The sequence below is a fragment of the Arthrobacter sp. J156 genome, from assembly GCF_056172865.1.
The window spans coordinates 1,409,087-1,435,386 of the sequence record NZ_CM149650.1; the positions used below are offsets into that span (position 1 = coordinate 1,409,087).

The window sequence follows — 26,300 nt, forward strand, 5'->3', positions numbered from 1 at the left end:
AGGCTACCTGCCGGTGAGGTCCCAGGCGTCCTCGGAATCGCCGTCGTCGCCGTCGTAGTAGTCCACGGCCTGGGTGCGCTGCTCGAGGTCCTCGGCCACGAGGTCGGTCCCGTAGTGGTTGGCATTGGCGTTTTCCGCCAGCGCGGCCTCGCGGGCCGGGGCGTCGTCGGACGACGCCGGGGCCTCCTCCCCGCGCATCGTCGCCAGGACCCCGGGCAGGTCGTCGGGCTTGACGAGCACGTCGCGGGCCTTGGACCCCTCCGAGGGCCCGACGACGCCGCGGGACTCGAGCAGGTCCATGAGGCGCCCGGCCTTGGCAAAGCCGACGCGGAGCTTGCGCTGGAGCATCGAGGTCGAGCCGAACTGGGTCGTGACGACGAGCTCCGTGGCCTGCAGCAGCAGCTCGAGGTCGTCGCCGATGTCCTCGTCGATCTCCTTCTTGGGTGCCTCGACGGCGACGTCCTCGCGGTAGACGGCCTGCAGCTGGCCCTTGACGTGCTCGACGACCCGGTGGATCTCCGATTCCGTGACCCAGGCGCCCTGGACGCGCATGGGCTTCGAGGCCCCCATGGGCAGGAAGAGGGCGTCGCCCTGGCCGAGCAGCTTCTCGGCGCCGGGCTGGTCCAGGACCACGCGCGAGTCGGTGACGGAGGAGGTCGCGAACGCCATGCGCGAGGGCACGTTGGCCTTGATCAGGCCCGTCACGACGTCGACCGAGGGGCGCTGGGTGGCCAGGACCAGGTGGATGCCCGCGGCGCGGGCGAGCTGGGTGATGCGCACGATCGAGTCCTCGACGTCGCGCGGCGCGACCATCATCAGGTCGGCGAGCTCGTCGACGATGACCAGGAGGTAGGGGTAGGGCTTCACGATGCGCTTGGAGCCCTCGGGCGGGACGATCTTGCCGTTGCGGACGGCCTTGTTGAAGTCGTCGATGTGCTTGTAGCCGTAGTTGGCGAGGTCGTCGTAGCGCGTGTCCATCTCCCGCACCACCCACTGCAGGGCCTCGGCGGCCTTCTTGGGGTTGGTGATGATCGGGGTGATGAGGTGCGGGACGCCCTCGTAGGCCGTGAGCTCGACGCGCTTGGGATCCACCATGACCATGCGGACCTCGTCCGGGGTCGCGCGCATGAGGATCGAGGTGATCATCGAGTTCACGAACGAGGACTTGCCGGCACCGGTCGCGCCGGCGACGAGCATGTGCGGCATCTTCGCGAGGTTGGCGACGACGAAGCCGCCCTCGACGTCCTTGCCGACGCCCATCACCATCGGGTGGTCCGTCTTGCGGGCGGCGTTGGAGCGCAGGACGTCGCCGAGGGCCACGACCTCCTTGTCGGCGTTGGGGATCTCGATGCCGATCGCGCTCTTGCCCGGAATGGGAGAGAGGATGCGCACGTCGGATGAGGCCACGGCGTAGGAGATGTTCTTGCTCAAGGCCGTCACGCGCTCGACCTTGGTTCCCGGCGAGAGCTCGATCTCGTAGCGGGTCACCGTGGGGCCGCGGCTGAATCCGGTCACCTGGGCGTCGACCTTGAACTGGTCGAGCGTCTCCGTGAGCGCCGCCACCACGGCGTCGTTGGCCTCCGAGCGCTCCTTGGCGGGCGGCCCCGAGGGCAGGAACCCGGACTCGGGCAGGGTGTAGGCGACGTCGCCCGAGAGCTGGAGCTGCTCCGTGCGCTGCGGGATGGGCGCCAGGGGCGCCGGCTGGGCGACCGGGGTCGACGGGACCGCCGGCACGGCGTCGCCGGCGCGGTTCAGTGCGGAGAGCGCGACGGTGTCGATGGCCTCGGTGACGGGCTCGCCGCCCGTTTCCCGGGGCGCGATGCCGACGTCCTGCTTGACCTTCTCCATGGCCTTCTCTGCGGCCGTGGGCCGCTTGACGCCGGGCCGCACGGCGGGCGCGGCCGCCTCGGCGGCGACGGGGTCGAGGCGCGTCGTCGCCGCGGCCTCCGCCCGCTCGTCCTCCTCGCGGATCACGGCGTGGTCGTAGGCCTCGTCGCCCGCGTAGCCGTCGTCGTCCGCGGCCTCGTCCGCGCCGCGGCCGAAGATCCCGCGCTTGCGCCGCGTCTTCTTCGGCTTCTTCGAGCCGTCGCGCTCGTAGAGGTAGCTCTGGTCGTGCCCGTCGGCGGATCCGTCGCCGGCATCGTGGCCGCCGCCCGCGGGCTGGCCCATGAGCCACTCGTAGCCCTGGCGCAGCCGCGAGGGGATGTGGCGGAACGGCGTGGCGGTGACGATCATCAGGCTCAGGAACGCCAACGCGATCATCACCGCGAGGGCGCCCCAGCGCGTCGCGACCGCGGCGATGGGAGAGGTCATGAGGAATCCGACGATGCCGCCGCCGGCCCACAACTGGTCGAGGGCGTCGCTCAGCGAGGGCACGCCGGCCACGACGTGGGCGATCCCGGAGCCGGAGGCCATCGCGAGGGACAGGCCGATGCCCACGCGTCCGTTCGTGCGGTCGTCCTCCGGGTAGCGGAAGAGCCGGAAGGCGCCGATGAGCAGGACGAAGGGCAGCACGACGGCGAAGTAGCCGAAGGTCCCGCCGAAGACGTTGTGCACGGTGGTCCCGTACCAGCCGACGCCGCGCAGCCCCCACCATTCGACGCTCGCGACGACGACCGCCACGATCACGAGGAACAGTCCCGTCCCGTCGCGCCGGACGTCGCGCTCTGGCCGCACGTCGCGGCCGATCTTGCGGAAGGCGCCGCCGACGATCCGGGCGAGGCTCATCCACGAGGCGCGCACGGCGCGCAAGGGCAGCGGGAGGTCGTGTTCTACGGGGTCCGGGGCGGCCGGGGTGCGCTGCCGGCCGGAGCGCGCGGACGTGCCCTTCGACGTGCTGCGCGCCCCGGTCTTGCCGGTTCCGGAGCGGCTCGAGGCCGCCGACCGGCTGGGGGAAGTACGGGTCGCCATAGGGCCACCGTACCGAATCGGCGCGGAAATCCGGGGATCCACACGCCGCCGGCGCCCGTTTTCAGGCCTCCAGGACCACGGGGACGATCATCGGCTTGCGGCGCAGCCTGCGGCTGACCCAGGACCCGATCACCCGGCGCACCACTTGCTGCAGCTGGTAGGTCGTGTGGTCCGGATTGGAGCGCACGGCCTCCTCGAGCGCCGCCGCGATCCGCGGCTTGATCTCCTCGAAGACGGACTCGTCCTCCGCGACGCCGCGGGCGTGGATGTCCGGACCGGAGACGATCGATCCGGTCTGGCGGTTGACGACCGAGACGACGGAGATGAAGCCCTCCTCCCCGAGGATGCGGCGGTCCTTGAGGTCGTCGTCGGTCACGTCGCCGACGCTGGAGCCGTCGACGTAGACGAATCCGCAGTCGACGCGGCCGACGATCCGCGCCCGCCCGTCCCGGAGGTCGACGACGGAGCCGTCCTCGGTCAGGAGGACGTTCTCCGCGGCGACCCCGGACTGCTCGGCGAGGCGGCCGTTGGCGATGAGGTGCCGCGTCTCGCCGTGCACCGGCATGACGTTGCGCGGCCGCAGGATGTTGTAGCAGTAGAGCAGCTCGCCCGCCGAGGCGTGGCCGGAGACGTGGACGCGGGCGTTGCCCTTGTGGACCACGTCGGCCCCGAGCCGCATGAGCCCGTTGATGATGCGGAAGACGGCGTTCTCGTTGCCCGGGATGAGCGACGACGCCAGGATCACGGTGTCCCCCGGGCCCACGGCGATGCGGTGGTCGCCGTTCGCCATCCGCGACAGGGCGGCCATCGGCTCGCCCTGGGAGCCCGTGGACATCAGGACGACGCGGTCGTCGGGGAGCTTCTCGACCTCCTTGACGTCGACGAGGATGCCCTCGGGAACCTCGAGGTAGCCGAGCCGGGCGGCGATCGCCATGTTGCGCACCATCGAGCGCCCCACGAAGGCGACCTTGCGCCCGTGCCGGGCCGCGGCGTCGAGCACCTGCTGGACGCGGTGGACGTGGGAGGAGAAGGAGGCGACGACGATGCGCCGCGAGGCGCGGCCGAAGAGCGACTGCAGGACGGGGCCGATCTCCCGTTCGGCCGTCGTGAAGCCGGGGACGTCGGCGTTGGTGGAATCGGGCATGAACAGGTCCACGCCCTCCTCGCCGAGGCGCGCGAACGCGCGCAGGTCGGTGATGCGGCCGTCGAGCGGCAACTGGTCCATCTTGAAGTCGCCCGTGTGCAGCACGGTGCCGGCGGCCGTGCGGATGAACACGGCCAGGGCATCGGGGATCGAGTGGTTCACGGCCACGAACTCGCACTCGAACGGCCCCAGCCGCTCGCGGTCGCCTTCGGCGACGGCGAGCGCGAGCGGGGTGATGCGGTGCTCGGCGAGCTTCGCCTCGACGAGCGCCAGGGTCAGCTGCGAGCCGATGAGCGGGATGTCCGGCTTGAGCCGGAGCAGGTACGGGACGGCGCCGATGTGGTCTTCGTGGCCGTGCGTCAGGACGAGCCCGACGACGTCGTCGAGCCGGTCCCGGAGGTAGCCGAAGTCGGGCAGGATCAGGTCCACGCCCGGCTGGAACTCCTCGGGGAAGAGCACGCCGCAGTCGACGATGAGCAGCTTCGAGTCGATCTCGAAGACGGCCATGTTGCGGCCGATCTCGCCGAGCCCGCCGAGCGGGACGATCCGCAGCGTGCCGTCCTCGAGCGGCGGCGGCGCCCCCTCGCTGGCGTCCTGGAACCGGGCCGCGGAATCCATGCTCATCGTCCGCCTCCTCCTAGAAGTCCCACCCGGCCTCGGCGAGGTCGGCGCGGACGGGCGCGAGCTCGGCCTCGTCCGGCTCCACGAGCGGCAGGCGGACCACGGAGTTGGGCAGGACGGACTGCCACTTGAGGATCGTCTTCGCGGCGACGGCACCCTGGACGTGGGTCATCACGGCGCGCTGGACCGGGTCCAGCTCGAAGTGCAGGCGGCGCGCGGTCTCGAGGTCGCCGGCGAGCATCGCGTCGACGAGGCGGCGGTAGGCGCGCGTCGCGACGTGCGCCGTGACGGAAATGACGCCCTTCGCCCCGGCCGCCATGAGCGGCAGGGTCAGTCCGTCGTCGCCCGAGTAGACGTGGAGGTCGGTCTTCGCGAGGACGCGCGTCGTCGACTGGTAGTCGGCCTTGGCGTCCTTGAGCGCGACGATGCGAGGGTGTTCCGCGAGCCGGATGAGGGTCTCGGCGGTGATCTCGATCCCGGCGCGGCCGGGGATGTCGTAGACCATGACGGGCAGCTCGGTCGCGTCGGCGACGGCGAGCACGTGGGCCCGGACGCCGGCCTGGCTGGGCTTGTTGTAGTACGGCGCCGTGACGAGCAGTCCGTCGACGCCGAGCGCGGCCGCTTCGCGGGAGAGGCGGACCGAGTGGGCGGTGTCGTTGGTGGTGGACCCGGCGATGACCTTCGCGCGCCCGCCGACGGCCTCGACGACCGTGCGGAACATGCCGAGGTTCTCCTCGTCCGTCAGCGTCGAGGTCTCCCCCGTGGTGCCCGTGACGACGAGGCTGTCGCAGCCGTCGTCGACGAGGCGTCCGGCCAGCCGGGCGGCCTCGGCGTAGTCGACGGCTCCGTCGACGGTGAACGGCGTGACCATGGCGGTGCCGAGGGTGCCGAAGGGGTAGTCGTGGCGCGGGGTCCCGGATGCGGAATCAGACATGATTCCCACGTTACACTTCCGGGCCCGCCCGGCGCCCTCCGCGGCCGCGCTTAGGCTGTGAACATGACGAAGAGCACGACGCCGGACGCGGCTGGATCGCGCAGCGGTGCCCGGGCGCGCATCCCCGGGGTCGACGCGGCCCGCGGCCTGGCCCTGCTGGGCATGATGGCCACGCACATCGTCCCGCTGTCCGCCCCGGACTTCGCGGGGACGGGCGCGGGCGGCATCCCGGGGGCGTCGACGGACGGCTCGCTCGAGCCGACGTGGGCCGCGGTCCTCTTCGCCGGCCGGGCGTCGGCCCTCTTCGCCGTGCTCGCGGGCGTCGGCCTCGCGCTCCTGACCGGTGGGGCGGCGGGACGGCGCGGGCCGCGGCTCGCGGCGACGCGCCGGGGCGTGGCCGTGCGCGCGCTCCTCATCGCCGTGCTCGGCTTCGGAACGGGGATGCTGGACACCCACATCGCCGTGATCCTGGTCCACTACGGGCTCCTGTTCCTCCTGGCGATCCCGTTCCTGGGGCTTTCCGCGAGGGCCCTGTCCGCCTGGGCGGCCGGGTGGCTCGTCCTCTCCCCCGTCCTCCTGTTCGTGCTGCTGCCGCTCGTCCGGGCCGCCGTCTCGCCGCCGGATGTCGGCGGCTCGCCCGTGTTCGCCGACCTGCTGCGCCCCGCGACGCTTGCCGCGGACCTGCTCGTGACGGGCTACTACCCCGTGGTGGTGTGGACCGGATTCGTGCTCCTCGGGCTCGCGGTGGGACGCCTGGAGCTCAACCGTCCTCCCGTGGCGCTCGGCCTGCTCGTTGCGGGCGCGGCGGCCGCGCTGGGTGCGCGGGCGGCGTCGGCTGTCCTGACCGCGTCGGCGGCGGCGCAGGAGTCGCTGCGTGGCGCGGCCGGGATCGACGCGGCAGGGCTGCGCCTGGGGCTGGCGACGGGCCAGGGCCTCGGCGGCATCGAGGACAGCCCCTGGTGGTTCGCCGTCGCCGCACCCCACACGGGTTCGCCCCTCGACGTCCTCCACGTCGCGGGAACCGCCGTGGCCGTGCTCGGGGCGTGCCAGCTGGCCTGCCTGGCGCTCTCGGCGCTGCTGGGCGGCGTCGGCGAGGCCCTCCTGTGGCCGCTGACGGGGGCCGGTGCGGCGACGCTGACCCTGTACTCGGCCCACCTCGTGGCCCTGGACGTCTTCAGCGGCGCGACGGCGGCCATGCCCCGCGTCGAGCTGTACGCGTGGTACGCCGTCGTGGCCCTTCTAGCCGGCATCGCGGTCAAGTGGGCCGGGACCCGCGGTCCCCTCGAGGCGGCCGTGCACGCGGCCGCGCGGGCGGCGGCGGGGTCCGGACGGAGCTGAGCGCCCGGCCGTCCGCCCACCGGACAACGTCCGGGCGGCATCGGGCGGCGCGTGGCCAACGGCCGGCATCGGGCGGCGCGTGGCCTCCGGCCGGCTCCGGTTCGCGGGCTACTTCCGGGCGGCGTCGGGCGAGGCGAGGAAGCGCCCGACCGCGCCCTTCATGGTCTGCCGGGCCCGGCCGCGGTCTCCCGCCGCGTCGTAGGCCAGGGCCAGCCGGTGCAGGGAGCGCCAGCTCGTCGGATTCGCCTCGGCCTCCTGCCGGTACTGGACGAAGTCGGCGTCGGCCGCCTCCTGGACGATCCGGCCGGACGGACGGCGGGGCAGGTCGTCGACGGGCAGGAGCCCCTCGGCCTCCAGGATCCGGGCCATGCGCTGCGTCCGGGCACCGAAGAGCACCTCCCGGATGAGGATCCAGACGCCGATGACCGGCAGCACGAGGGCGCCGGCGCCGATGGCCTTGGCGACGGGTTCCTCGGCCTGCAGGAAGCGCACGGCGGACGTGAAGCTGGCCACGAGGTACAGGACGAACAGGGCCAGGATGGCCGCGACCCAGAGGCGGACCCTCATGCCCCGGGTCCGCCGAGGTCCAGGTAGCCGTCGAGGCCGTAGGTGAGCCCCGGGCGGGAGGCCACGGTGCGCAGCCCGAGCAGCACTCCGGGCATGAACGAGGCGCGGTCGAACGAGTCGTGGCGCAGGACCAGCTGCTCCCCGGGCCCGCCGAGGAGGACCTCCTGGTGGGCCACGAGCCCGCTGAGCCGCACGGAGTGCACGTGGACGCCGTCGATGTCGGCCCCGCGGGCGCCGTCGCGTTCCGTCTCGGTCGCGTCGGGGCTCGCGGGCACCCCGGCCTCGGCCCGGGAGCGGGCGATCAGCTCGGCGGTCCTCACGGCGGTGCCGGAGGGGGCGTCGACCTTGTGGGGGTGGTGCAGTTCGATGATCTCGACGGACTCGAAGTAGCGGGCCGCCTGGGCCGCGAAGGCGCTCGCGAGGACGGAGCCGAGCGCGAAGTTCGGGGCGATCAGCACGCCGGTCTCCGGATGGGCGGCCAGCGCCTCCGCGAGCGCGGCGCGGCGGGCCTGCGTCCAGCCGGTCGTGCCGACGACGGCGTGGAGCCCGTGTTCGATGGCGAAGCGGACGTTGGCCTCGGTGCTGTCCGGGACGGTGAGGTCCACGACGTGGCTCGCGCCGGCGTCGAGCACGGCCTGGAGCGGGTCCTTGCGCCCGAGGGCCGCGACGAGCTCGAGGTCGGGGGCGGCCTCGACGGCGCGGACGGCCTCGGCGCCCATCCGGCCGGAGGCACCGAGGACGGCGACGGCGATGCGGGGGGAAGTCATGCCCCCTAGGCTATCGCCGATCCTCGAGCCCCACCCACTCCGTGGCGCCGTCGTCGAAGAACTGCTCCTTCCAGATCGGCGCGCCGTGCTTGACGGCCTCGACGAGGTCGCGGCACGCCTCGAAGGCCTCGGCGCGGTGCGCGGAGGCGGCCGCGGCGACGAGCGCGGCGTCCCCGACGGCCAGTTCGCCGACGCGGTGGGCGGCCCAGAGCCGGGTGCCGGGATGGCGTGCCGCGACGTCGCGGGCGAGGTCCCGCAGGCGCTCGTCGACGTCGGGGTGGGCCGTGTAGCTCAGCTTCAGGACGCCGCGCCCGTGGTCGTGGTTGCGCACCACTCCCCCGAAGACGACGACGGCGCCGCTCGCCTCGGTCTCGACCGCGGCCCAGGCCGTTTCCGTGTCGATCGGCTCCGCGCTGCTTCCGGCGAAGACGACGGTTCCGGGCGCTGGCCCGGTGCCGGTTTCAGTGTCCATGGATGCCCTCCAGTTGATCGCATAGGTGCCCGATGAGCGGGTCGAGGACGGCCAGCGCGTCGGTGACGCCGCGCGGCGATCCGGGGAGGTTGACGATGAACGTCGACCCCGCGGTTCCGGCGAGGCCCCGGCCGAGGGCGGCGTGCGGGGTCTTCTCCCGGCCGGCGGCCCGCACGGCCTCCATGATTCCCGGCACCTCCCGCTCGAGCAGCGGACGGGTCATCTCCGGCGTGGCGTCGTCGGGGCCGACACCCGTGCCGCCGCTCGTGAGGACGACGCGGGGTCCATCGGCCAGGAGCCGGCGCAGGGCCGTCCGGACGGGTTCGCCGTCGGCCACGACGACGGGGTCGGCGACCTCGAAGCCGTGCCCGCGCAGCCACGCGGTGACGATGGGGGCCGTCCGGTCCTCGTAGATCCCGGCGGCGGCGCGTGTGGAGGCGATGAGCACCGCGGCCCGCCGCGGTACCCGGCCCGTCGTGTCCGGCGTCCGCCCGGCCCCGCCGGGCGAGGGCGCGGTTCCCCCGGAGGACGGTGCGGGTCGGGGGGCGCTCATTCCGGGCCCTCCCCCGGCAGTTCCCAGTCGCCGCTCTTGCCGCCGGACTTGGCCAGGACCCTGATCCCGTCGATGACGGCGTGCTTGTCGACGGCCTTGATCATGTCGTAGAGCGTCAGCGCGGCGACGGACGCGGCGGTCAGGGCCTCCATCTCGACCCCCGTGACCCCGCGGGTCTTCACCTCCGCGGTGATGAGGACGGTTCCGTCCGGGCGCGGATCGAGCTCGACCGACGCCTTGGAAAGGGGCAGCGGATGGCACAGCGGCACGAGCTCCGGGGTCTTCTTGGCGGCCATGATCCCGGCGATCCGCGCCGTGGCCAGCGCGTCTCCCTTGGGCAGGGCGCCGTCGGCGATGAGCGCGACGACGTCGGGCCGGGTGCGCAGCACGGCGCGGGCCCGCGCGGTGCGCGAGGAGGACGCCTTGTCCGAGACATCGACCATGTGGGCGCTGCCGTCCGCGCGGACGTGGCTCAGCGCCGGGTCCGGGAGGGGTTCGTTCACGGGTTCTCTCCGATCAGGAGGGTCTGGACGGTCCGGCCGGCGTCGACGCCGCTTGCGTCCGCGGGGACCAGGACGAGGGCGTTCGCCTGGGAGAGCGGGTGGAGCAGATGGGACCCGGGCCCGCCGACCGGTGCCACGCATCCGGCGTCGTAGCGGGCGCGGCGGGCCTGCAGCTTGCCGGACGGCGAACCCGTCAGGGCCTGGGTCAGGACGGCGTCGACGAGGGGCCGGCCGGGGAGGCCGAGGTGGTGCACGAGCGCGGGCCGCAGGAAGAGCTCGAAGCTGAGGTAGGTGCTCACGGGATTGCCGGGGAAGGCCAGGAGCGGGACGGGTTCCCGGCCCGGGAGCCGCAGAAGGCCCGCGCCCTGGGGTCCTCCGGGTTGCAGGGCGACGGAGCCGAAGGCGATCCCGTGGCCGGCCAGGGCCTGCTTGACCACCTCGTAGGCGCCCTGGCTGATGCCGCCGCTCGTGATCACCAGATCGGCCCCGTCCACGGCCCGGGCGAGGTGCCCGGTGAAGGACTCCGGGTCGTCGGCGTGCAGGCCGGCCCCGGCCACGTCCCACCCGGCGGCCTGCAGGGAGGCCGCCAACAGCGTCGTGTTGGCGTCGTGGATCTGCCCCGCGGCCAGGGGGGCCCCGGGGCGGACGACCTCGTCCCCCGTCGACAGCAGCACCGCGCGGGGCCGGCGCAGCACGCGCACCCCGTCCACGCCGAGCGCTGCCAGCAGCCCCAGTCGGGCCGCGCTGAGGTAGGAGCCCGCGGGCAGGGCCTCGGCGCCCTCGCCGATGTCGGATCCGGCGCGGCGGATGAACTGCCCCGCCGGGACATCGGCCGGGAGCAGGACCCTGGCCCCGCCGTCGTCCTCGCGGACCACCGGCGCGGAGGCGGCGGCTCCGGCCCCTCCCGTGCCGCAAGCCGCGGACGGGGCGCGGCGGATCGAGGCGGGAAAGCGGGGCGGGTCGGCGGCCTCGACGGGGACGACGGCGTCCGCGCCACGGGGGACCATGGCGCCGGTCATGATCGGGGCCGTCGTGCCCGGCGCAAGCGGTGGGGCAGCGGCACCGGCGGGGATCGGCGCCGCGACCGGCAGGGCGCGGCCGGAGGCGAGGTCGGCGGTCCGGACGGCGTATCCGTCCATCTGGGAGTTGTCGAAGCCCGGCAGGGCGCGCGGTGCCGCGACCGCGGCGGCCAGGGTGCGTCCCAACGCGTGCCCGAGGGGCACGGTCTCGCTTCCCAGGGACGCCGGCAGCCCGTCCAGCAGCCGTTCGACGGCGGCGCGGTGTTCGGCGGCCGAGCGCCGGAAGGTGGCTTCCATGGCCACCATCCTACGGTCGGGCCCGGCGCCCCGGGACCCGGCGGCGCTCAGCGCCTGAAGACGCGGTTGACCCCGGCCCCCGCGAGGACGAGGACGATGAGGTAGAAGCCGATCAGCAGCAGGGCGATGCCGAGCGCGGCCTCGGGATCGTTGGAGTTCAGGGCGAGTTCGATCTGCAGCGGCAGGGTCCGGGTGCGTCCGGCGACGGACCCGGCGAAGGTGATGGTCGCCCCGTACTCCCCCAGCGAGCGCGCGAACGCGAGCAGCGTGCCCACGATGATGCCGGGGGCGGCAAGCGGCAGGGTGATGTGCGACAGGACCTGGCCGGCCGAGGCCCCCGCGTTCGCCGCCGAGAGCTCCAGGTCGCTGTCCACCGACTCGATGCTGCCGAGCGCGGCGACCACGAAGAACGGGAGCGAGACGAAGACCTGCACCACCACGACGGCCGCCGGGGTGAAGCCCACCGCGAGTCCGGCGGCGTCGAGCCAGGAACCCAGCAGGCCCTGGCGGCCCCAGAAGTAGAGCAGGGCGAGCCCGGAGACCACGGGCGAGAGCACGAGGGGGACCACGAGGATCCCGCGGAACAGCTGCAGCAGCGCGCCGGACAACCGCGAGAGCAGCACGGCGAGCGGGAGCCCGAGCAGGACGCAGAGCACCGTGGAGAGCCCCGCCGTCGTCAGCGAGAGCCGCAGCGCAGTACGGGACGCTGGCCGGGCGAGCAGCTCGGGCAGGCCCGGCCAGTCGGCGGCGAGGAAGAGCGCCACGAGCGGCCCCGAGAGCAGCAGCAGCGAGGCGGCCGCGGGCAGCCAGATCCAGCCGGGCGTCGTGGCCCGGCGCAAGCGTGGCGAGAAGGTGCGGCGTGCGCTCACGGGCGCTCGAAGCCCGCTACCTCGAAGAGCGCGCCCGCGGAGTCGCCGAGCAGCCAGTCGGCGAACGCGGAAGCCTGCTCCGGCGCGTCGTGGGAGACCAGGAGCGGGTAGACGTTGGGCTCGAACTCGAGGTCCAACGCGAGGGCGGTGATGTCTCCCCCGGCCGCCGCGGCGTCCGTGGCGTAGACGAATCCGGCGTCGACCTGGCCTCCCGTCACCTTGGCCAGGACGGCCCGGACGTTGTCCTCCTCCGAGACGGACCCGAGCTCGAGGCCCTTCTGCCCGAGGTAGGCGTTGGCGGCGCGTCCGCACGGGACGCTCGGGGCGCACAGCGCCACCGCGTCCGCGTCGGCGAGCCCGGCGGCGGAGGTGATGCCCGAGCCGGACGGGACGGCGATGACGAGCCGGTTCAGGGCCGCGTCGTCGAGCCGCCGGTAGTCCTCGGGGCGCTCGAGCGCGTCGATGGCGGGGGTGTCCGCGGTGACGAGGACGTCCGGCACCTCACCGGCATTGGCCTGCTGGACCAGCTGAGCGGAGGACGCGAGGTTGATGACGACCTCGCTGGGGTCGCCGGTCTCCTCGGCGTAGGCCGCGGCCAGCTCGGGCGCGAGGTCCGTCATGGACGCCGGGGCGAAGAAGTCGATGGACGCGGCGGGCGCGGCCGTGCCGCTCCCGTCCGCGCCACCCGTGCCCGCGCCGGGGCCCGAGCAGGCGGAGAGGACAAGCACCGCGGCGGCGAGCACGGCGGCGGAGGAGGTGCGGAGCGATTTCATGGCCTGGCCTCGGTTTCGATGATGACGTTGGTGGACTTGACGACGGCCGTGGCGACGGACCCGGGCACGAGGCCCAGGTCCCGCACGGCCTCGGTGCTCATGAGGGACACGATCCGGAAGGGCCCGCATTGCAGCTCCACCTGGGACATGACGGTGTCGCTGACGACGGAGGTGACGAGGCCGGCGAGCCGGTTCCGGGCCGAGCTCGCGACGCGTGTGCGGTCCTGGGGCGCCGTGGAGCTCGCCCTGATGTGGGCCGCGAGCTCGGCACCGTCGACCACGGCGCGGCCCGCGGCGTCCAGCGATGAGGACAAGCGGCCCGCGTCGATGAGCCGACGCACAGTATCGTCGCTGACGCCCATAAAGCCCGCGGCCTCGGAGATCCGCAATTGAGTCATGAATCGACCCTATAACACGCAGTTGCGGATCAAAGCGGTTGTTTTCACCGCAATCGCGACGTGACATGGGGAGGGTCGGGGCCGCGTGGCGTGCGACGGGGCCCCGGGCCGCTGCCCGCTTCCCTGCCGATCCCCGGCCCGGTGGACTACGCTCGATGCATGACGTCAACCCGGCAGGACACCCCGCGGCGCGCCGTGGAAACGGTGGCGCTGGGCCTGCCGACGGTCCGCCCCGGAGCGGGATCGGCCCGGCCCGGCCAGGCCGCCGCCCACGGACCGGGCACCGCGCCACGGGTCGCGCCCGGGCTCGTGGACCGCTTCGGGCGCGTGGCGACCGACCTGCGGATCTCCCTCATCGACAAGTGCAACCTGCGCTGCACGTACTGCATGCCGGCCGACGGCCTGGCCTGGCTGCCCAGGTCCCGCCTCCTGACCGGAGCGGAGGTGCGCCGGCTGGTCCGCATCGGCGTCGAGGACCTCGGCGTCCGCGAGCTGCGGCTGACGGGCGGCGAGCCGCTCGTGCGCGTGGACCTGCCCGACATCATCGCCGCGGTCCGCGGCGACCACCCGGAACTGCCGGTCTCCCTGACCACGAACGGCGTCGGCCTGGCCAAGCGCGCCCGCGAGCTCGCCGCGGCGGGACTGAGCCGCATCAACGTCTCCCTCGACACCCTCCATGCCGGCACGTTCGAGCGCCTGGCCCGCCGCGACCACCTCGACGAGGTGCTGGCGGGCATCGACGCCGCCGCGGACGCCGGCCTGCGCCCGCTGAAGATCAACGCCGTGCTCATGCGCGGCGTCAACGACCACGAGGCCCCGGAGCTGCTCGAGTGGGCCCTCGGGCGCGGCTTCGAGCTGCGCTTCATCGAGCAGATGCCGCTCGACGCCGACCACGGCTGGCGCAAGGACGACATGGTCACGGCCCGTGAGGTGCGCGAGCGGCTGCGGACGCGCTTCCGGATCGAGGCCGACCGCGCCGCACGCGATGGGGCGCCCGCCGAACGCCATCGGGTCTTCCCCCTGGGCGGCGGGGAGCAGCTCGGGACGGTCGGGATCATCGCCTCCGTCACGGAGCCCTTCTGCGCCGATTGCCGCAGGACGCGGATCACCGCCGAGGGGCGGGTCATGAGCTGCCTGTTCTCCCGCGAGGAGACCGACCTCTCGGCGCTGCTGCGCTCGGGAGCCGACGACGCGGAGGTCGCCGACACCTGGCGGGCGGCGATGTGGGGCAAGCCCCGCGCCCACGGCATGGACCACACGGGGCTCGGCGACGAGGACTTCGTCCAGCCGGACCGCTCGATGAGCGCGATCGGGGGCTGAATGCTGATCCGCTACTTCGCCGCGGCGGCGGCCGCCGCTTCGGTGCCCGAGGAGACGGTGCCCCGGGCCGCGATCGAGGACGACGGCGCCACGCTCGGCGCGCTCCTGGCCCACCTCGGGGGCGCCCATCCGGGACCGGCGCCGGGCCCCGGCGAGCCTGCTCGCGACCGCGCGGGGCACGGAAGCGGGCCGGCGGCCCGGAGCGCCGTGGACGCGGCCGGCGCGGGGCAGGGCGCATTGCGCACCGCCTCCGCGCCGCCGTCGTTGTCCCGCGTGCTGTCCCGCTCGAGCTTCCTCGTCAACGGCACGAGCGAGCGCTCCCTGGACCGGGTGCTGGCCGAATCCGACGTCGTGGACGTCCTGCCGCCGTTCGCCGGCGGTTGAGCACTAGGCCGGTTGAGCCCTAGGGCCGGGTGAAGCCGAAGTCCTCCGGTGCGTCGAACGGACCGACGACGGTCACCGTGCGCCGGCGCCCGGCCAGCTCGCGGGCCAGGTCCTGGACGTCCTGCCGCGTCACGGCGCGGATCCGCGCGAGCGACTCGTCGATGTCCTGGAAGACGCCCGTGACGAGCTCGGCGCGGCCGAGCCGCGACATGCGCGAACCCGGGTCCTCGAGCGCGAGGACCATCCCACCGGAGAGCTGGCCGACCGCCTTGCGCAGCTCCTCCTCCGTGATGCCGTCCGCGGCGAGCTGGTCCAGCTCCTGGGCGAGCAGCGCGATGACCTGTCCCGTCTTGGCCGGGGAACAGCCCGCGTACATCCCGAAGTACCCGGCGTCGGAGTACGCCGCCGAGAAGGAGTAGGTCGAGTAGACGAGTCCGCGCTTCTCCCGGATCTCCTGGAACAGGCGCGAGGACATGCCGCCGCCGAGGACGGCGTTGAGCACGCTCATCGTGTGACGGCGGTCGTCGGTCGCGACGATGCCCGGGCAGCCCATGATGATGTTGGCCTGCTCCACGGGGCGGCGGATCACGTCGATCGTGTGCTGTCCCTGGATCTCGGCCGGCTCGGTGGAGCGGCGCGGCGCGGGAATGGCCGCCCCGTCCAGGTCCCAGCCGGCCTCGCGCAGGGCCTCGAGGACGCGTGCGCAGACGGCGTCGTGGTCGAGGGAGCCGGCGGCGGTGATGACGAGCTCGTCCGGCGTGTAGTAGCGCCGGTAGTGGTCGACGACGGCGTCGCGGCCGATCGCGAGGATCGCCTCGGGCGTGCCGCCGATGGGCCGGCCGAGCGCGTGCTCGCCGAGCACGGCGGCGACGAACTTCTCGTGCGCGACGTCGGCCGGGTCGTCGCCGTCCATGGCGATCTCCTCGAGGATGACCGAGCGCTCCTGTTCGAGCTCGTCCTCATCGAGGACGGCCGAGGTGACCATGTCGGCGATCACGTCGATCGCCAGGTCGAGGTCCGAGTCGAGGACCCGGGCGAAGTAGCAGGTGTTCTCCTTCGCCGTGGCGGCGTTGGACTCGCCGCCGACCTCGTCGAAGGCGGAGGCGATCTCCAGCGCGGTGCGGCGCCGGGTGCCCTTGAAGAGCAGGTGCTCCAGGAAGTGGGTGGAGCCGTGCTGGCCGGCGGCCTCGTCGCGCGAGCCGACGCCGATCCAGAATCCGATCGTGGCCGAGCGCTGACCGGGCATCGCCTCGGTCAGCACACGGACCCCGCCGGGGAGGACGGAGCGGCGCACGAGCGCGCCTCCGGCCTCCCCGTGCAGGATGGTGGGGTCCCCGTCCTCGATGGGGGCGTGGGCGTCCTGTGCGGACGCGCCACGCCACCCGTCGGGGCGGTGGTCCGAGCCGTGCAACGGCAGGGGAACCAGTGCCATGTGGTGGACTGCGCTACTCGGCGGAGTCCTGCGAGCCGGCCTGCTCCTCGGCGACGACCGGGGCGAGCGACAGCTTTCCGCGGTCGTCGACCTTGGTGATCTCCACCTGGAGCTTCTGGCCCACGGAGACGACGTCCTCGACGTCGTCGACGCGCTTGCCGCCCGCGAGCTTGCGCAGCTCGGAGATGTGCAGCAGGCCGTCCTTGCCGGGGGTCAGGGACACGAACGCGCCGAAGGTGGTCAGCTTCACCACGGTGCCGAGGTAGCGCTCGCCGACCTCGGGGACCATCGGGTTGGCGATGGCGTTGATCGCGGAGCGGGCGGCCTCGGCGGACTCGCCGTTGGTCGCGCCGATCAGCACGGTGCCGTCGTCCTCGATGGAGATGTCCGCGCCGGTGTCCTCCTGGATCTGGTTGATCATCTTGCCCTTGGGGCCGATGACCTCGCCGATCTTGTCCACGGGGATCTTCACCGAGATGATCCGCGGGGCGAACTCGCTCATCTCGTCCGGGGCGTCGATCGCGGCGTTGATGACGGAGAGGATGTGCAGGCGGGCCTCGCGGGCCTGGGTCAGCGCGGCGGCGAGCACGGAGGCGGGAATGCCGTCGAGCTTGGTGTCGAGCTGGATGGCCGTGACGAACTCGGAGGTTCCGGCGACCTTGAAGTCCATGTCGCCGAACGCGTCCTCGGCGCCCAGGATGTCGGTCAGCGCCGCGTAGCGGGTCTGGCCGTCGACCTGGTCGGAGACGAGGCCCATGGCGATGCCGGCCACCGGTGCGCGCAGCGGCACGCCGGCGTTCAGCAGCGACAGGGTGGAGGCGCAGACGGAGCCCATCGACGTCGAGCCATTGGACCCGAGTGCCTCGGAGACCTGGCGGATCGCGTACGGGAACTCCTCGCGGCTCGGCAGCACGGGCACGATCGCGCGCTCGGCGAGGGCGCCGTGGCCGATCTCACGGCGCTTCGGCGAACCGACGCGGCCGGTCTCGCCGGTGGAGTACGGCGGGAAGTTGTAGTTGTGCATGTAGCGCTTGCGCGTCACGGGCGAGAGCGAGTCGATCTGCTGCTCCATCTTGAGCATGTTGAGCGTGGTGACGCCCATGATCTGGGTCTCGCCGCGCTCGAAGATCGCGGAACCGTGCACGCGGGGCAGGACCTCGACCTCGGCGGTGAGCTGGCGGATGTCCGTCAGCCCGCGGCCGTCGATGCGGACCTGGTCCTTGAGGATGCGCTGGCGCACGACCTGCTTGGTGAGCGAGCCGAAGGCCTTGGCGACCTCGCCGGCGCGCTCGGCGAAGGGCTTGCCCTCGCCCGCGAGCAGCTCGACGACCTCGTCGCGGTACGCGGAGGAGGCGTTGTCGCGCTCCTGCTTGTCGGCGATCGTGAAGATGCCGGTCAGCTTCTCGGTGGCCTCGGCCTCGACGGCGGCGAAGACGTCGTCCTCGTAGTCGCGGAAGACCGGGAACTCGACGCTCGGCTTCGCGGCGCGCGAGGCGAGGTCGGACTGCGCGTCGCACAGGGCCTTGATGAACGGCTTCGCGGCCTCGAGGCCCTCGGCGACGACCTCTTCGGTCGGGGCGGTCGCCCCGCGCTCCTTGATGAGCGTCCAGGCGTTGTCGGTGGCCTCGGCTTCGACCATCATGATCGCGACGTCGTCGCCGGCGATGCGGCCGGCCACGACCATCGAGAAGACGGCGTCCTGGAGCTGCGAGTGCTTCGGGAAGGCGACCCACTGGGCGCCGCTGCCGTCGTCGACGAGCGCCACGCGGACGCCGCCGATCGGGCCCGAGAAGGGCAGGCCGGAGAGCTGCGTGGACATCGAGGAGGCGTTGATCGCCACGACGTCGTAGAGGTCGTCCGGGTTGATGGACAGGATCGTGACGACGACCTGGACCTCGTTGCGCAGGCCCTTGACGAAGGCCGGGCGCAGCGGGCGGTCCATGAGCCGGCACGCGAGGATGGCCTCGGTGGACGGGCGGCCCTCGCGGCGGAAGAAGCTGCCGGGGATGCGCCCGGCGGCGTACATGCGCTCTTCGACGTCGACCGTCAGCGGGAAGAAGTCGAAGCCCTCGCGGGGGTGCTTGCCCGCGGTGGTCGCGGACAGCATCGACGTGTCGTCGTCGATGTAGACCATCGCCGAGCCGGCGGCCTGCTGGGCCAGCCGGCCGGTCTCGAAGCGGATGGTGCGCTTGCCGTGGCGGCCGTTGTCGATGACGGCTTCGGCGAACTTGATTTCGGGACCCTCCATGGAGAGCCACCTCCGTTCTACGTGGCGGAGGCAACCGGCACCCGTTCCGGCCTGGCCGGGATCGGCACCCGGTCTTCGATCGAGGCCCACGGGCCCGGCTGCTGCCGGCTGTCCCGTAGACCACTACCGAGGACCGCGAATGCCCGTGGCGTGGTTGGCTCCTGAGTGTGTTCTTCGTGGGTGGGGCGCGGTCGCCCCGTACCAGACTAGAGGCGGCCCGGCGCGCCGGGGTTCATTCCGGCGCGGGGCCGCCTCCGTGTCCGGTTATCGACGCAGGCCGAGGCGCTCGATGAGCGAGCGGTAGCGTTCGATGTCGGTGTCCTTCAGGTACCCGAGCATGCGGCGGCGGCGACCGACCAGGGCCATGAGGCCGCGGCGCGTGTGGTGGTCGTGCTTGTGCATCTTCAGGTGCTCGGTCAGGTCGAGGATCCGACGCGACATCACGGCGATCTGCACCTCGGGCGAACCGGTGTCGCCCTCGTGGGTTGCGTATTCCTTGATGATCTGCGTCTTCACAGCGGCGTCGAGGGCCACATTAACTCCTAGAGTTGTACCGCGAACAAGTACCGTGCCTTCCGGCACGCGGCGCCGCGCAACCGCGGACTGCAGCGGGCACCATCGACCAGTCTAGCATCCGGGCCGCGGCGGCGGCCGCCCGGGGCCCTCGGCGGACCGATGGGCGGCTACGCGGCCCGGCCCCGCCAGGCGTGCGTGTAGTACGGCAGCAGCAGGGGCTGCCCCGGCGCGTGGCCGAGGTGCTCGTGCAGGTACCACTCGAGGTTCGCCTCGACCTTGGCGCGGACCGCTTCCGAGGCGCGCAGGTAGTAGCTGCGGCTCCGGGCCAGGTCGATGAGCCCCTCCGGGGTGGCCGGGGCCTCCCACCGCGTCTGCAGGGACTCGAGCCCGGCCAGCCCGGGACCCGTCACGGGGACGAAGTCCGGGCGGTGGACGTCGCCCGCGTGCATGATCCGGCTGAGCCGGTGCACCCACGGGACCGTGACGTCGAGCTGGTTCCACACGAGCGCGAGCGTCCCTCCGGGACGCAGCAGCCGCAGGGCCTCGCGCGTGGCGGCGTCCGGTTCCAGCCAGTGCCAGGCCTGGGCGCAGAGCACGACGTCGGTGCTGGCGGAGGGCAGTCCCGTCGCCTCGGCGCGGGCCTCGACGATGCGGACGCCGGGGAGCTTCTCCGCGAGCCGGGCGAGCATGTCGGCCGACGTGTCCACGGCGGTCAACGTCAGTCCGCGGGCCGCGGCCTGGGCCGTGAGGATCCCGGTCCCCGCCCCGAGGTCGACCCCGTCGCGGGCCCCCGGCGGGATCATGAAGTTCACGGCCTGTTCCGGGTAGGCGGGGCGGACGGCGTCGTAACGGGCCCCTCCGGAGGCGAACGCGCCGCCCAGGGTGCGCCGTGCGTCGTCGTCCAGCGCGGGGGCGCGCCGGGGCAGCGGCGGGACGGACGCCCGGCCGCCGCTCGCGGGAAGGCGCCGCTCAGGCTCCGGCCCGGTCACCGGCGAGGATCCCGCGCGCGTGCGCGACGTCGTCGTTCATCTGCTGCACGAGCGCCTCGATCCCCCGGTAGGCCACCATGGGGCGCAGTCGGGCGGTGAACTCGACGACGACCTGCTGGCCGTAGAGGTCGAACTCCTCGACGGGCTCCTCCGGCCGGTCGATGACGTGGGCCTCCACCTGGCGGCTCACGCCCTCGAAGGTCGGGTTCGAGCCGACCGAGATCGCGGCGGGCCAGCGCACGCCGGCCTCGTCCACGAGCCACCCGGCGTAGACCCCGTCGGACGGGATGATGCCCTGGGCGTCGGTGGCGAGGTTGGCGGTCGGGAAGCCGAGCTCGCGGCCGCGCGCGGCGCCGTGGACGACCTCGCCGCGCATCCGGTGCGGGCGGCCCAGGATGGCATTGGCCGTCGACACGTCGCCGTTGAGCAGCGCCTCGCGGATCCACGTCGAGGACCAGCGGCGCTCGCCGCCGACGTCGTCGACGCCGACGACCTCGAAGCCGTGGCGCTCCCCGAGCCGGACCATGGTCTCGAAGTCCCCCTTGTTGTCCCGGCCGAAGCGCACGTCGTGGCCGACAACGACGCCCTTGGCGCCGAGGCGGTCCACGATGACGTCCTTGACGAACTCCTCGGCCGTGGCGCGCGCGAACTCCAGGGTGTAGTGGACCATGAGCAGGGCGTCGATCCCCGTCGCCTCGAGCGCGTCGATCCGGTCCGGCAGGCCCATGATGAGCTCGGGGGCCGCCTCTGGGCGGTGCACATGGGCCGGGTGCGGGTCGAAGCTGATGGCGACGGCCTCCGCACCGAGCGAGGCGCCCATCGCGACGAGCGTGTCCAGGACCTTGCGGTGGCCGCGGTGGACGCCGTCGAAGTTGCCGATCGTGGCGACGGTGGGGCCGGTGCCAGGTGGCACGGCCTCGAGGCCTCTCCAGTAGTGCACTGTGCTCCTTCGTGTCTCCGCGCCCGTTCGGCGGGCGGCTCGGCGCCGACGCCCGTTCCATTATGTCCGAAGTGGCGCCGGCGCCCCATTCGGCGCGAGCGCGACGTCATCCCGGGCGCCCGTGGCCGTCCCTGCAGCGGGGCCGGCGGGGACCCCGGTCCGGGCGCCGCGTGCGGCCGGTCTCGGTCCCGTCACGGTTCGGCCCCGCCCTGCCGCGCCCGCGGCGGCGTCGTTACCATGGGAGAACGGCCACGAGCCTCCCGCATCCGGCGGGTCGATGCCCGCCCCGTCCCGTCAGGGGGGACCATGAGCGCAGCCCCACCGCAGGCGCAGCGCCGCCTGGCATGGCATGCGCTCGACGCGCAGGCCGTCGCCCGCGCCGTGGACGGCCCGGCCGACGGGCTCACGGAGGTCCGGGCCCGCGAGCGGCTCGCCCTCTACGGCCCCAACGAGTTGGCCGCCGCCGGCCCGCGGCCGCCGTGGCAGGTCCTGGCCCGCCAGTTCGCCTCGCCCCTGATCCTGCTGCTCGTCGTGGCCGCCGCCGTCACCGCGGTGCAGCGTCACTGGATCGACGTCGCGGCGATCAGCCTCGTCGTCGCCCTGAACGCGGCGATCGGCTATTGGCAGGAGCGCAAGGCGGAGAAGGACGTGCGCGCCCTGGCCTCGCTCGCCGTGCCGACCGCCCGCGTCCTGCGCTCCGGGACGGCCTCGCTCCTGCCCTCGGCGCGGCTCGTGCCCGGGGACCTCGTGCTGCTCGAGTCCGGCGACAAGGTGCCGGCCGACCTGCGCCTCGTCGAGGGCAACGGGCTGCGCGTCGACGAATCGATGCTCACGGGGGAATCCGAGGCCGTGGACAAGGACGCCGCAGCGGTCGGAGCGGACGCGTCCCTGGGCGAGCGGCGCTGCATGGCCTACACGGGGACGCTCGTGGTCTCCGGCCGGGCCCGCGGCGTCGTCGTCGCCACGGGGACCGCGACCGAGCTCGGGGCCATCAGCGGGCTCGTGTCCTCGGTCGTGGACAAGACGCCACTGCAGATCCTGACCGCCACGCTCGAGCGCCGGATCGGCTGGGTCGTCTCCCTCGCCGCCGCCCTCGTCTTCGCGGCGGGCCTGCTGCAGGGCAAGGGCGCCGCCGAGATGTTCCGTACCGCCGTGGCCCTGGCGGTCTCCGCGATCCCGGAGTCCCTGCCCGTGGGCCTGACGATCGCGCTCAGCATCGGCGTCTCCCGCATGGCCCGGCACCGGGCGATCGTCCGCTCGCTGCCGGCCGTGGAGACCCTCGGCTCGACCGACGTCATCGGCTCGGACAAGACGGGCACGCTGACGGTGAACCGGATGACGGTCGAGCGCCTCTGGACCCCGGAGGGCGTGTGGGACGCCACGCGGCCCGAGGACCCCGGAGGGCCTCCCCGGGTGGCCCGCCTCGCGCTGCGCGCCGGCGCGCTGAGCAACGAGGCGCTCCCGGATCCCACGGACCCGGGCGGATTCCTCGGGGATCCCGTGGACGCCGCGATGGCGCGCATCGCCGTCGTCTCCGGGGCCGCCTCCCCCGCCGAGCGCGCCGCCGCTCCCCTGCACCACGTGCCCTACGAGCCCCGGCTGCGCCTGTGCCGCACCGTGCGGGACGACGGCGCCGGGGGCCGCATCGCCTACGCCAAGGGCGCCCCGGATGCGATCGCCGCGCTGTGCGGCGCCATGGAGGGCCCGGACGGCCCGCTGCCGCTGGACCCGGAGCTCATCGACGCGGCCAACGAGCAGTTCGCCCGCGACGGGCTGCGCGTCATCGCCACGGCGCACGGGGTGCTGCGGGACGGCGAACCCGTCGACGGGCCTCCGGCCGGCGGCATGGTCTTCCTGGGCCTCGAGGCCATGGCCGACCCGCCGCGCGAGGGCGTGGCCGAGGCCGTGGCGGCCTGCCGGGACGCCGGAATCCGCGTCGCCATGATCACGGGCGACCAGCCGGCCACCGCGGCAGCGATCGGTCGCCGCCTCGGGATCGAGCCCGGGGACTCCCCCGTCACGGGCGCGGAGATGGCGGCGCTCGACGACGAGGCCCTGGCCCTGCGGCTGCGGCACACCTCGATCGCCGCCCGCGTGTCCCCGGAGGACAAGCTGCGCATCGTCCAGGTCCTCCAGGCCGAGGGCCACACGGTGGCCGTGACCGGGGACGGCGTCAACGACGCCCCGGCGCTGCGGGCCGCGTCGATCGGCGTGGCGATGGGCCGCGGCGGCACCGACGTCGCGCGGGAGGCCGCCGACGTCGTCCTCACCGACGACGACTTCGTGACGATCGTGGAGGCCGTGCGGCAGGGGCGCGTGACGTTCTCGGCGATCCGGAAGGTGACGTTCTTCCTGCTCGCCTCCGCCGTCGCCTCGCTCCTGGCCGTCTCCGTCAACGTCTTCACTGACCACCCGCTGATCTTCCTGCCGGTGCAGATCCTCTGGATCAACCTCGTCACGAACGGCATCCAGGACATCGCGCTCGCGTTCGAACCCGAGGAGGGCAACCAGCTCGAGCGCGCGCCCCGGCCGCCGACGGAGGGCCTGCTGACCGGCGTCCTGTGGTGGCGGACCATCCTCACGGGGGCGTTCATGGCGACGGCCGTCCTGCTGATGTTCGGCTGGGCCGTCGAGCACCACGAGCTGCCGCACGCGCGCACGCTCGCCCTGACCCTGTTCGCGGTGCTGCACTTCTTCGTCGCGATGACGGCGCGCAGCGAGCGGTTGGGGTTCCACCAGGTGCCCTTCTTCGGCAACCCGTGGCTCCTCGCGGCGGCAGCGGCCTCCCTCGGCCTGCATGCGGGCGTCATGAACTGGACCCCCATCGCCACGGCGATGGGCATGACGGCCCTCTCGCCCGGCGAGTGGCTCGTGTGCCTGGGGCTCGGCTCGACGGTGTTCGTCGTCGTGGAGATCGAGAAGGCCCTCCGGCGGAGGGTCCCCGGGGCTCAGGGACGGTGGCGGAACAGCCACCACAGGCCCACGAGCGGCAGGACGAGCGGCACGTAGCCGTAGCCCTGTCCGAAGTGGGACCACACGGCCGGGTGGGAGAAGTGCTCGGGCAGCGCGTAGCTGAGCGCGCCGACGACGAGGACGCCGACGAGCTCGACGAGCACGGCGACGAGAGACAGGCGCCAGCTGCCCGGGCGCCGCGAGGCGAGGGCCAGGGTCGCGACAACGTAGACGACGGCGGCGAGGGCGCTGAGCGAGTAGGCGAGCGGCGCCTCCTCGAACTTCGTGGCGATCTGGTAGCCGGCGCGCGCGGTGGAGGAGAGCGCGAAGACCCCGTAGACGGCGATGATGATGCGGCCCAGGCCGCTCTGGCGCCGGCCCTGGGTGGCCGGGCTGCCGGCGGCGGCCGGCGGCGTGTTGCTCATGCGGGGAGTACTCCGTCCCATATCTGTTCCATTCTGAAGAGCATGACGAAGACCGTGGCTCCGGCCGCGGCGAGGACCACGTTGGACCACCGCGTCTTGTCGCTCACGGCCCACCAGAAGGCGATCACGGGGATGAGCAGCGCCGTGGCGATGTAGCCCCAGAACTCCCACGCCTCCCCGGCGATGGCCTCTCCCCCCGCCTGGCGGACGGCGGCGGCGACCGCGTAGACCACGAGGAACAGCTCGACGAGGCCGAGGGAGACGATCGCGTAGTCGTCCGGGTGGTCCCGGATGACGGCGGCGACGATTCCGAGGACCACGGTGAGCGCGCACACGATGGTGCCGGCGATGAAGAATCCGTCGACGATCACGGCGGGCCGTGCCCCTTTCCTGTGCCCGCGGGTTTCCTCCCGCGGCCTGTTGTGGTGGCCGCCGCGCGGCGGCCGGCCCCGGGACGGCGTGCGCCGTTCCGGGGAGCAAGTGCGTGCCGGCTGGCGTGCCGGTCCGGGTCGCGCCTAGGCGGTGGCGAAGACCAGCTCGGGCTTCGCCCGGTCCCCCTTGTTCCCGAGCAGGGCCACGAGGGTCCCGTCCGGCGCGAAGGCCGCCGTGAGCGCGTCGCTCCCGTTGGGGTCGATGCGGCGCCCGAAGGAGAGCTCCCCGGCCTCGTGCGCGGTGAGCTCGCGGTGCGGGAAGAGCGCCCGCGCGGCCTCCTCGAGGGACAGGACGCGCAGGTCCCGGGCGAGCTCGTCCATCGTGGACGCCTGGCCGATCCCGTAGGGTCCGACCTGGGTGCGGCGCAGGGCCGTCAGGTGGCCGCCGACGTCGAGCGCCTCCCCGAGGTCGCGGGCCAGGGCGCGGACGTACGTCCCGGAGGAGCACTCCACGGTGACGTCCACGTCGAGGACCTTGCCCGCGCGCTCGCGGCGCACCTCGTGCACCTCGAAGCGTTCCACGGTCACCGGCCGGGCCGGAAGCGCGACGTCCTCGCCCTTGCGGACCCGGGCGTAGGAGCGCTCGCCGCCGACCTTGATGGCGCTCACGCTGGAGGGGACCTGCTGGATCGTCCCGGTGAGCCGTGCCGTTTCGGCGAGGATCATCTCCTCGGTCACGGCGGCCGCGATGCGGCGCTCGAGCACCTCGCCCTCGGCGTCGTCGGTCAGGGTGCGTTCGCCGAGCCGGATGGTGGCCGTGTAGGTCTTGCCGGTGCCGACGATGTACGTCAGCAGCCGCGTGGCCTTGTTGATCCCGACGACGAGCACGCCCGTGGCCAGGGGATCCAGGGTCCCGGCGTGGCCGACTTTGCGCGTGCCGGCGAGGCGGCGCATGCGCCCGACGACGTCGTGGCTCGTCCAGCCCTGGGGCTTGTCGACCACGACGAGGCCGGACGCGGTGCCGTCAGCGTCCGGTGCCATCGGCCCCGTCCGCGTCCTCGTCCCAGTCCTCGTCGTCCTCGTCCTCGTCCTCGTCCTCGGGCCGCTTGTACGGGTCGGCGTCCCCGGCCGGCTGGGCCTGCCGTGCGAGCTCGGCCACCTCGGCGTCCCTGGCCTTCGCGGCGCGCAGCAGCTCCTCGAGGTGGGAGACGTTGACGGGGACCTCGTCGGGGACGAACTCGAGGGTCGGGGTGAGCCGGATGGTCAGGTTGCGGCCGACCTCCTTGCGGAGCACGCCCTTGGCCTTCTCGAGGGCGGCGCGGGCGCCGGCCTTGGCCTCGTCGTCGCCGAACACGGTGTAGTACACCGTGGCCTGCTGCAGGTCGTTGGTGACGCGGGCGTCGGTGATCGTCACGGCCTCGACGCGCGGGTCCTTGACGACCTTGCCGAGCGCCTGCGCGACGACGACCTTGATGCGTTGCGCGAGCCGTGCCGCGCGGGCCGGATCGGCCATGATGCCTCCTTGGGACTGCCTGTTCACAAACTATCAGGGGGACAC

Annotated in this window: 25 protein-coding genes; 4 read left to right on the forward strand and 21 right to left on the reverse strand. The window is 73.4% G+C overall.

Translation table 11 applies throughout. The features are described from left to right. Window positions 1-3: 3 nt before the first annotated feature. From AC0QR5_RS06530 to dapA, 3 genes are all read right to left on the reverse strand, one after another. Window positions 4-2,910, reverse strand: a complete 2,907-nt coding sequence (locus tag AC0QR5_RS06530; RefSeq protein ID WP_329862646.1) for an FtsK/SpoIIIE family DNA translocase — start codon at window positions 2,908-2,910, stop codon at window positions 4-6. A gap of 61 nt (window positions 2,911-2,971) precedes the next feature. Continuing rightward, window positions 2,972-4,672 (reverse strand): ribonuclease J, encoded by a 1,701-nt coding sequence (locus AC0QR5_RS06535; protein ID WP_329862748.1) that lies wholly within the window; start codon window positions 4,670-4,672, stop codon window positions 2,972-2,974. A 19-nt stretch (window positions 4,673-4,691) separates the two neighbouring features. Next, window positions 4,692-5,609 carry a 4-hydroxy-tetrahydrodipicolinate synthase gene (gene dapA / locus AC0QR5_RS06540; RefSeq protein ID WP_329862644.1) on the reverse strand — a complete coding sequence of 306 codons (918 nt, stop codon included), beginning with the start codon at window positions 5,607-5,609 and terminating at the stop codon, window positions 4,692-4,694. 63 nt (window positions 5,610-5,672) lie between these two features. Here dapA and AC0QR5_RS06545 point away from each other — a divergent pair, with 63 nt between their 5' ends. Next, window positions 5,673-6,947, forward strand: coding sequence for a heparan-alpha-glucosaminide N-acetyltransferase domain-containing protein (locus tag AC0QR5_RS06545; RefSeq protein WP_329862642.1), 1,275 nt, complete (start codon window positions 5,673-5,675; stop codon window positions 6,945-6,947). 108 nt (window positions 6,948-7,055) lie between these two features. Here the strand turns inward: AC0QR5_RS06545 and AC0QR5_RS06550 are convergent, their stop codons facing one another. Genes AC0QR5_RS06550 through AC0QR5_RS06590 form a run of 9 tightly spaced genes read right to left on the reverse strand, consistent with a single transcriptional unit; the run spans window position 7,056 to window position 13,165 of the window. Further along, complete coding sequence (locus AC0QR5_RS06550) at window positions 7,056-7,514, reverse strand: hypothetical protein (protein ID WP_329862640.1); 459 nt, start codon at window positions 7,512-7,514, stop codon at window positions 7,056-7,058. Next, a complete protein-coding gene (gene dapB / locus AC0QR5_RS06555) occupies window positions 7,511-8,281 on the reverse strand; it encodes a 4-hydroxy-tetrahydrodipicolinate reductase (RefSeq protein ID WP_329862638.1) in 771 nt (256 codons plus the stop codon). The genes AC0QR5_RS06550 and dapB overlap by 4 nt, the downstream gene beginning before the upstream one ends. A 10-nt stretch (window positions 8,282-8,291) precedes the next feature. Beyond that, on the reverse strand, window positions 8,292-8,753 hold the full coding sequence (locus AC0QR5_RS06560) for a molybdenum cofactor biosynthesis protein MoaE (protein WP_329862636.1): 462 nt from the start codon (window positions 8,751-8,753) through the stop codon (window positions 8,292-8,294). Beyond that, window positions 8,743-9,306 carry a MogA/MoaB family molybdenum cofactor biosynthesis protein gene (locus AC0QR5_RS06565; protein ID WP_329862634.1) on the reverse strand — a complete coding sequence of 188 codons (564 nt, stop codon included), beginning with the start codon at window positions 9,304-9,306 and terminating at the stop codon, window positions 8,743-8,745. Before AC0QR5_RS06565 ends, AC0QR5_RS06560 begins: the two co-directional genes overlap by 11 nt. Then, window positions 9,303-9,749: a cyclic pyranopterin monophosphate synthase MoaC gene (gene moaC, locus AC0QR5_RS06570; RefSeq protein ID WP_475372515.1), complete on the reverse strand. Its 447-nt coding sequence runs from the start codon at window positions 9,747-9,749 to the stop codon at window positions 9,303-9,305. Before moaC ends, AC0QR5_RS06565 begins: the two co-directional genes overlap by 4 nt. A 56-nt stretch (window positions 9,750-9,805) precedes the next feature. Continuing rightward, entirely contained in the window at window positions 9,806-11,125 is a 1,320-nt protein-coding gene (locus AC0QR5_RS06575; protein ID WP_329862630.1) for a molybdopterin molybdotransferase MoeA, read from the reverse strand. A 47-nt stretch (window positions 11,126-11,172) separates the two neighbouring features. Then, window positions 11,173-11,994: an ABC transporter permease gene (locus AC0QR5_RS06580; RefSeq protein ID WP_329862628.1), complete on the reverse strand. Its 822-nt coding sequence runs from the start codon at window positions 11,992-11,994 to the stop codon at window positions 11,173-11,175. After that, a complete protein-coding gene (gene modA, locus AC0QR5_RS06585; RefSeq protein WP_329862626.1) occupies window positions 11,991-12,767 on the reverse strand; it encodes a molybdate ABC transporter substrate-binding protein in 777 nt (258 codons plus the stop codon). Before modA ends, AC0QR5_RS06580 begins: the two co-directional genes overlap by 4 nt. Then, window positions 12,764-13,165 (reverse strand): TOBE domain-containing protein, encoded by a 402-nt coding sequence (locus tag AC0QR5_RS06590; RefSeq protein WP_329862624.1) that lies wholly within the window; start codon window positions 13,163-13,165, stop codon window positions 12,764-12,766. Before AC0QR5_RS06590 ends, modA begins: the two co-directional genes overlap by 4 nt. A 159-nt stretch (window positions 13,166-13,324) precedes the next feature. Here AC0QR5_RS06590 and moaA point away from each other — a divergent pair, with 159 nt between their 5' ends. Then, window positions 13,325-14,485 (forward strand): GTP 3',8-cyclase MoaA, encoded by a 1,161-nt coding sequence (gene moaA / locus AC0QR5_RS06595; RefSeq protein ID WP_329862622.1) that lies wholly within the window; start codon window positions 13,325-13,327, stop codon window positions 14,483-14,485. Further along, a complete protein-coding gene (locus AC0QR5_RS06600; RefSeq protein ID WP_329862620.1) occupies window positions 14,486-14,869 on the forward strand; it encodes a MoaD/ThiS family protein in 384 nt (127 codons plus the stop codon). A 19-nt stretch (window positions 14,870-14,888) separates the two neighbouring features. On the opposite strand, the gene AC0QR5_RS06605 is transcribed toward AC0QR5_RS06600, so the two are convergent. From AC0QR5_RS06605 to AC0QR5_RS06625, 5 genes are all read right to left on the reverse strand, one after another. After that, window positions 14,889-16,301, reverse strand: a complete 1,413-nt coding sequence (locus AC0QR5_RS06605; RefSeq protein WP_329862618.1) for a M16 family metallopeptidase — start codon at window positions 16,299-16,301, stop codon at window positions 14,889-14,891. Window positions 16,302-16,314: 13 nt separating this feature from the next. Continuing rightward, window positions 16,315-18,549, reverse strand: coding sequence for a polyribonucleotide nucleotidyltransferase (locus AC0QR5_RS06610; RefSeq protein WP_329862616.1), 2,235 nt, complete (start codon window positions 18,547-18,549; stop codon window positions 16,315-16,317). A gap of 264 nt (window positions 18,550-18,813) precedes the next feature. Further along, the gene (gene rpsO / locus AC0QR5_RS06615) at window positions 18,814-19,083 is read right to left on the reverse strand and encodes a 30S ribosomal protein S15 (protein ID WP_329862614.1); all 270 of its coding nucleotides are present in this window, start codon (window positions 19,081-19,083) and stop codon (window positions 18,814-18,816) included. A gap of 149 nt (window positions 19,084-19,232) precedes the next feature. Next, window positions 19,233-19,991, reverse strand: a complete 759-nt coding sequence (locus AC0QR5_RS06620; RefSeq protein ID WP_430633618.1) for a class I SAM-dependent methyltransferase — start codon at window positions 19,989-19,991, stop codon at window positions 19,233-19,235. Between the two features lie 43 nt (window positions 19,992-20,034). After that, entirely contained in the window at window positions 20,035-20,994 is a 960-nt protein-coding gene (locus AC0QR5_RS06625) for a bifunctional riboflavin kinase/FAD synthetase (protein WP_329862610.1), read from the reverse strand. A 306-nt stretch (window positions 20,995-21,300) separates the two neighbouring features. Here AC0QR5_RS06625 and AC0QR5_RS06630 point away from each other — a divergent pair, with 306 nt between their 5' ends. Further along, window positions 21,301-24,003: a cation-translocating P-type ATPase gene (locus AC0QR5_RS06630; protein ID WP_329862608.1), complete on the forward strand. Its 2,703-nt coding sequence runs from the start codon at window positions 21,301-21,303 to the stop codon at window positions 24,001-24,003. On the opposite strand, the gene AC0QR5_RS06635 is transcribed toward AC0QR5_RS06630, so the two are convergent. The 4 genes from AC0QR5_RS06635 to rbfA all read right to left on the reverse strand — a co-directional run bounded on the left by AC0QR5_RS06635 (window position 23,943) and on the right by rbfA (window position 26,255). Next, a complete protein-coding gene (locus tag AC0QR5_RS06635) occupies window positions 23,943-24,371 on the reverse strand; it encodes a hypothetical protein (protein ID WP_329862607.1) in 429 nt (142 codons plus the stop codon). The two genes, AC0QR5_RS06630 and AC0QR5_RS06635, sit on opposite strands and share 61 nt — an antisense overlap. Then, window positions 24,368-24,742, reverse strand: a complete 375-nt coding sequence (locus AC0QR5_RS06640) for a hypothetical protein (RefSeq protein WP_329862605.1) — start codon at window positions 24,740-24,742, stop codon at window positions 24,368-24,370. Before AC0QR5_RS06640 ends, AC0QR5_RS06635 begins: the two co-directional genes overlap by 4 nt. A 144-nt stretch (window positions 24,743-24,886) precedes the next feature. After that, the gene (gene truB / locus AC0QR5_RS06645; protein ID WP_329862603.1) at window positions 24,887-25,783 is read right to left on the reverse strand and encodes a tRNA pseudouridine(55) synthase TruB; all 897 of its coding nucleotides are present in this window, start codon (window positions 25,781-25,783) and stop codon (window positions 24,887-24,889) included. Then, window positions 25,767-26,255, reverse strand: coding sequence for a 30S ribosome-binding factor RbfA (rbfA, locus tag AC0QR5_RS06650; protein WP_329862601.1), 489 nt, complete (start codon window positions 26,253-26,255; stop codon window positions 25,767-25,769). Before rbfA ends, truB begins: the two co-directional genes overlap by 17 nt. Window positions 26,256-26,300 lie beyond the last annotated feature (45 nt).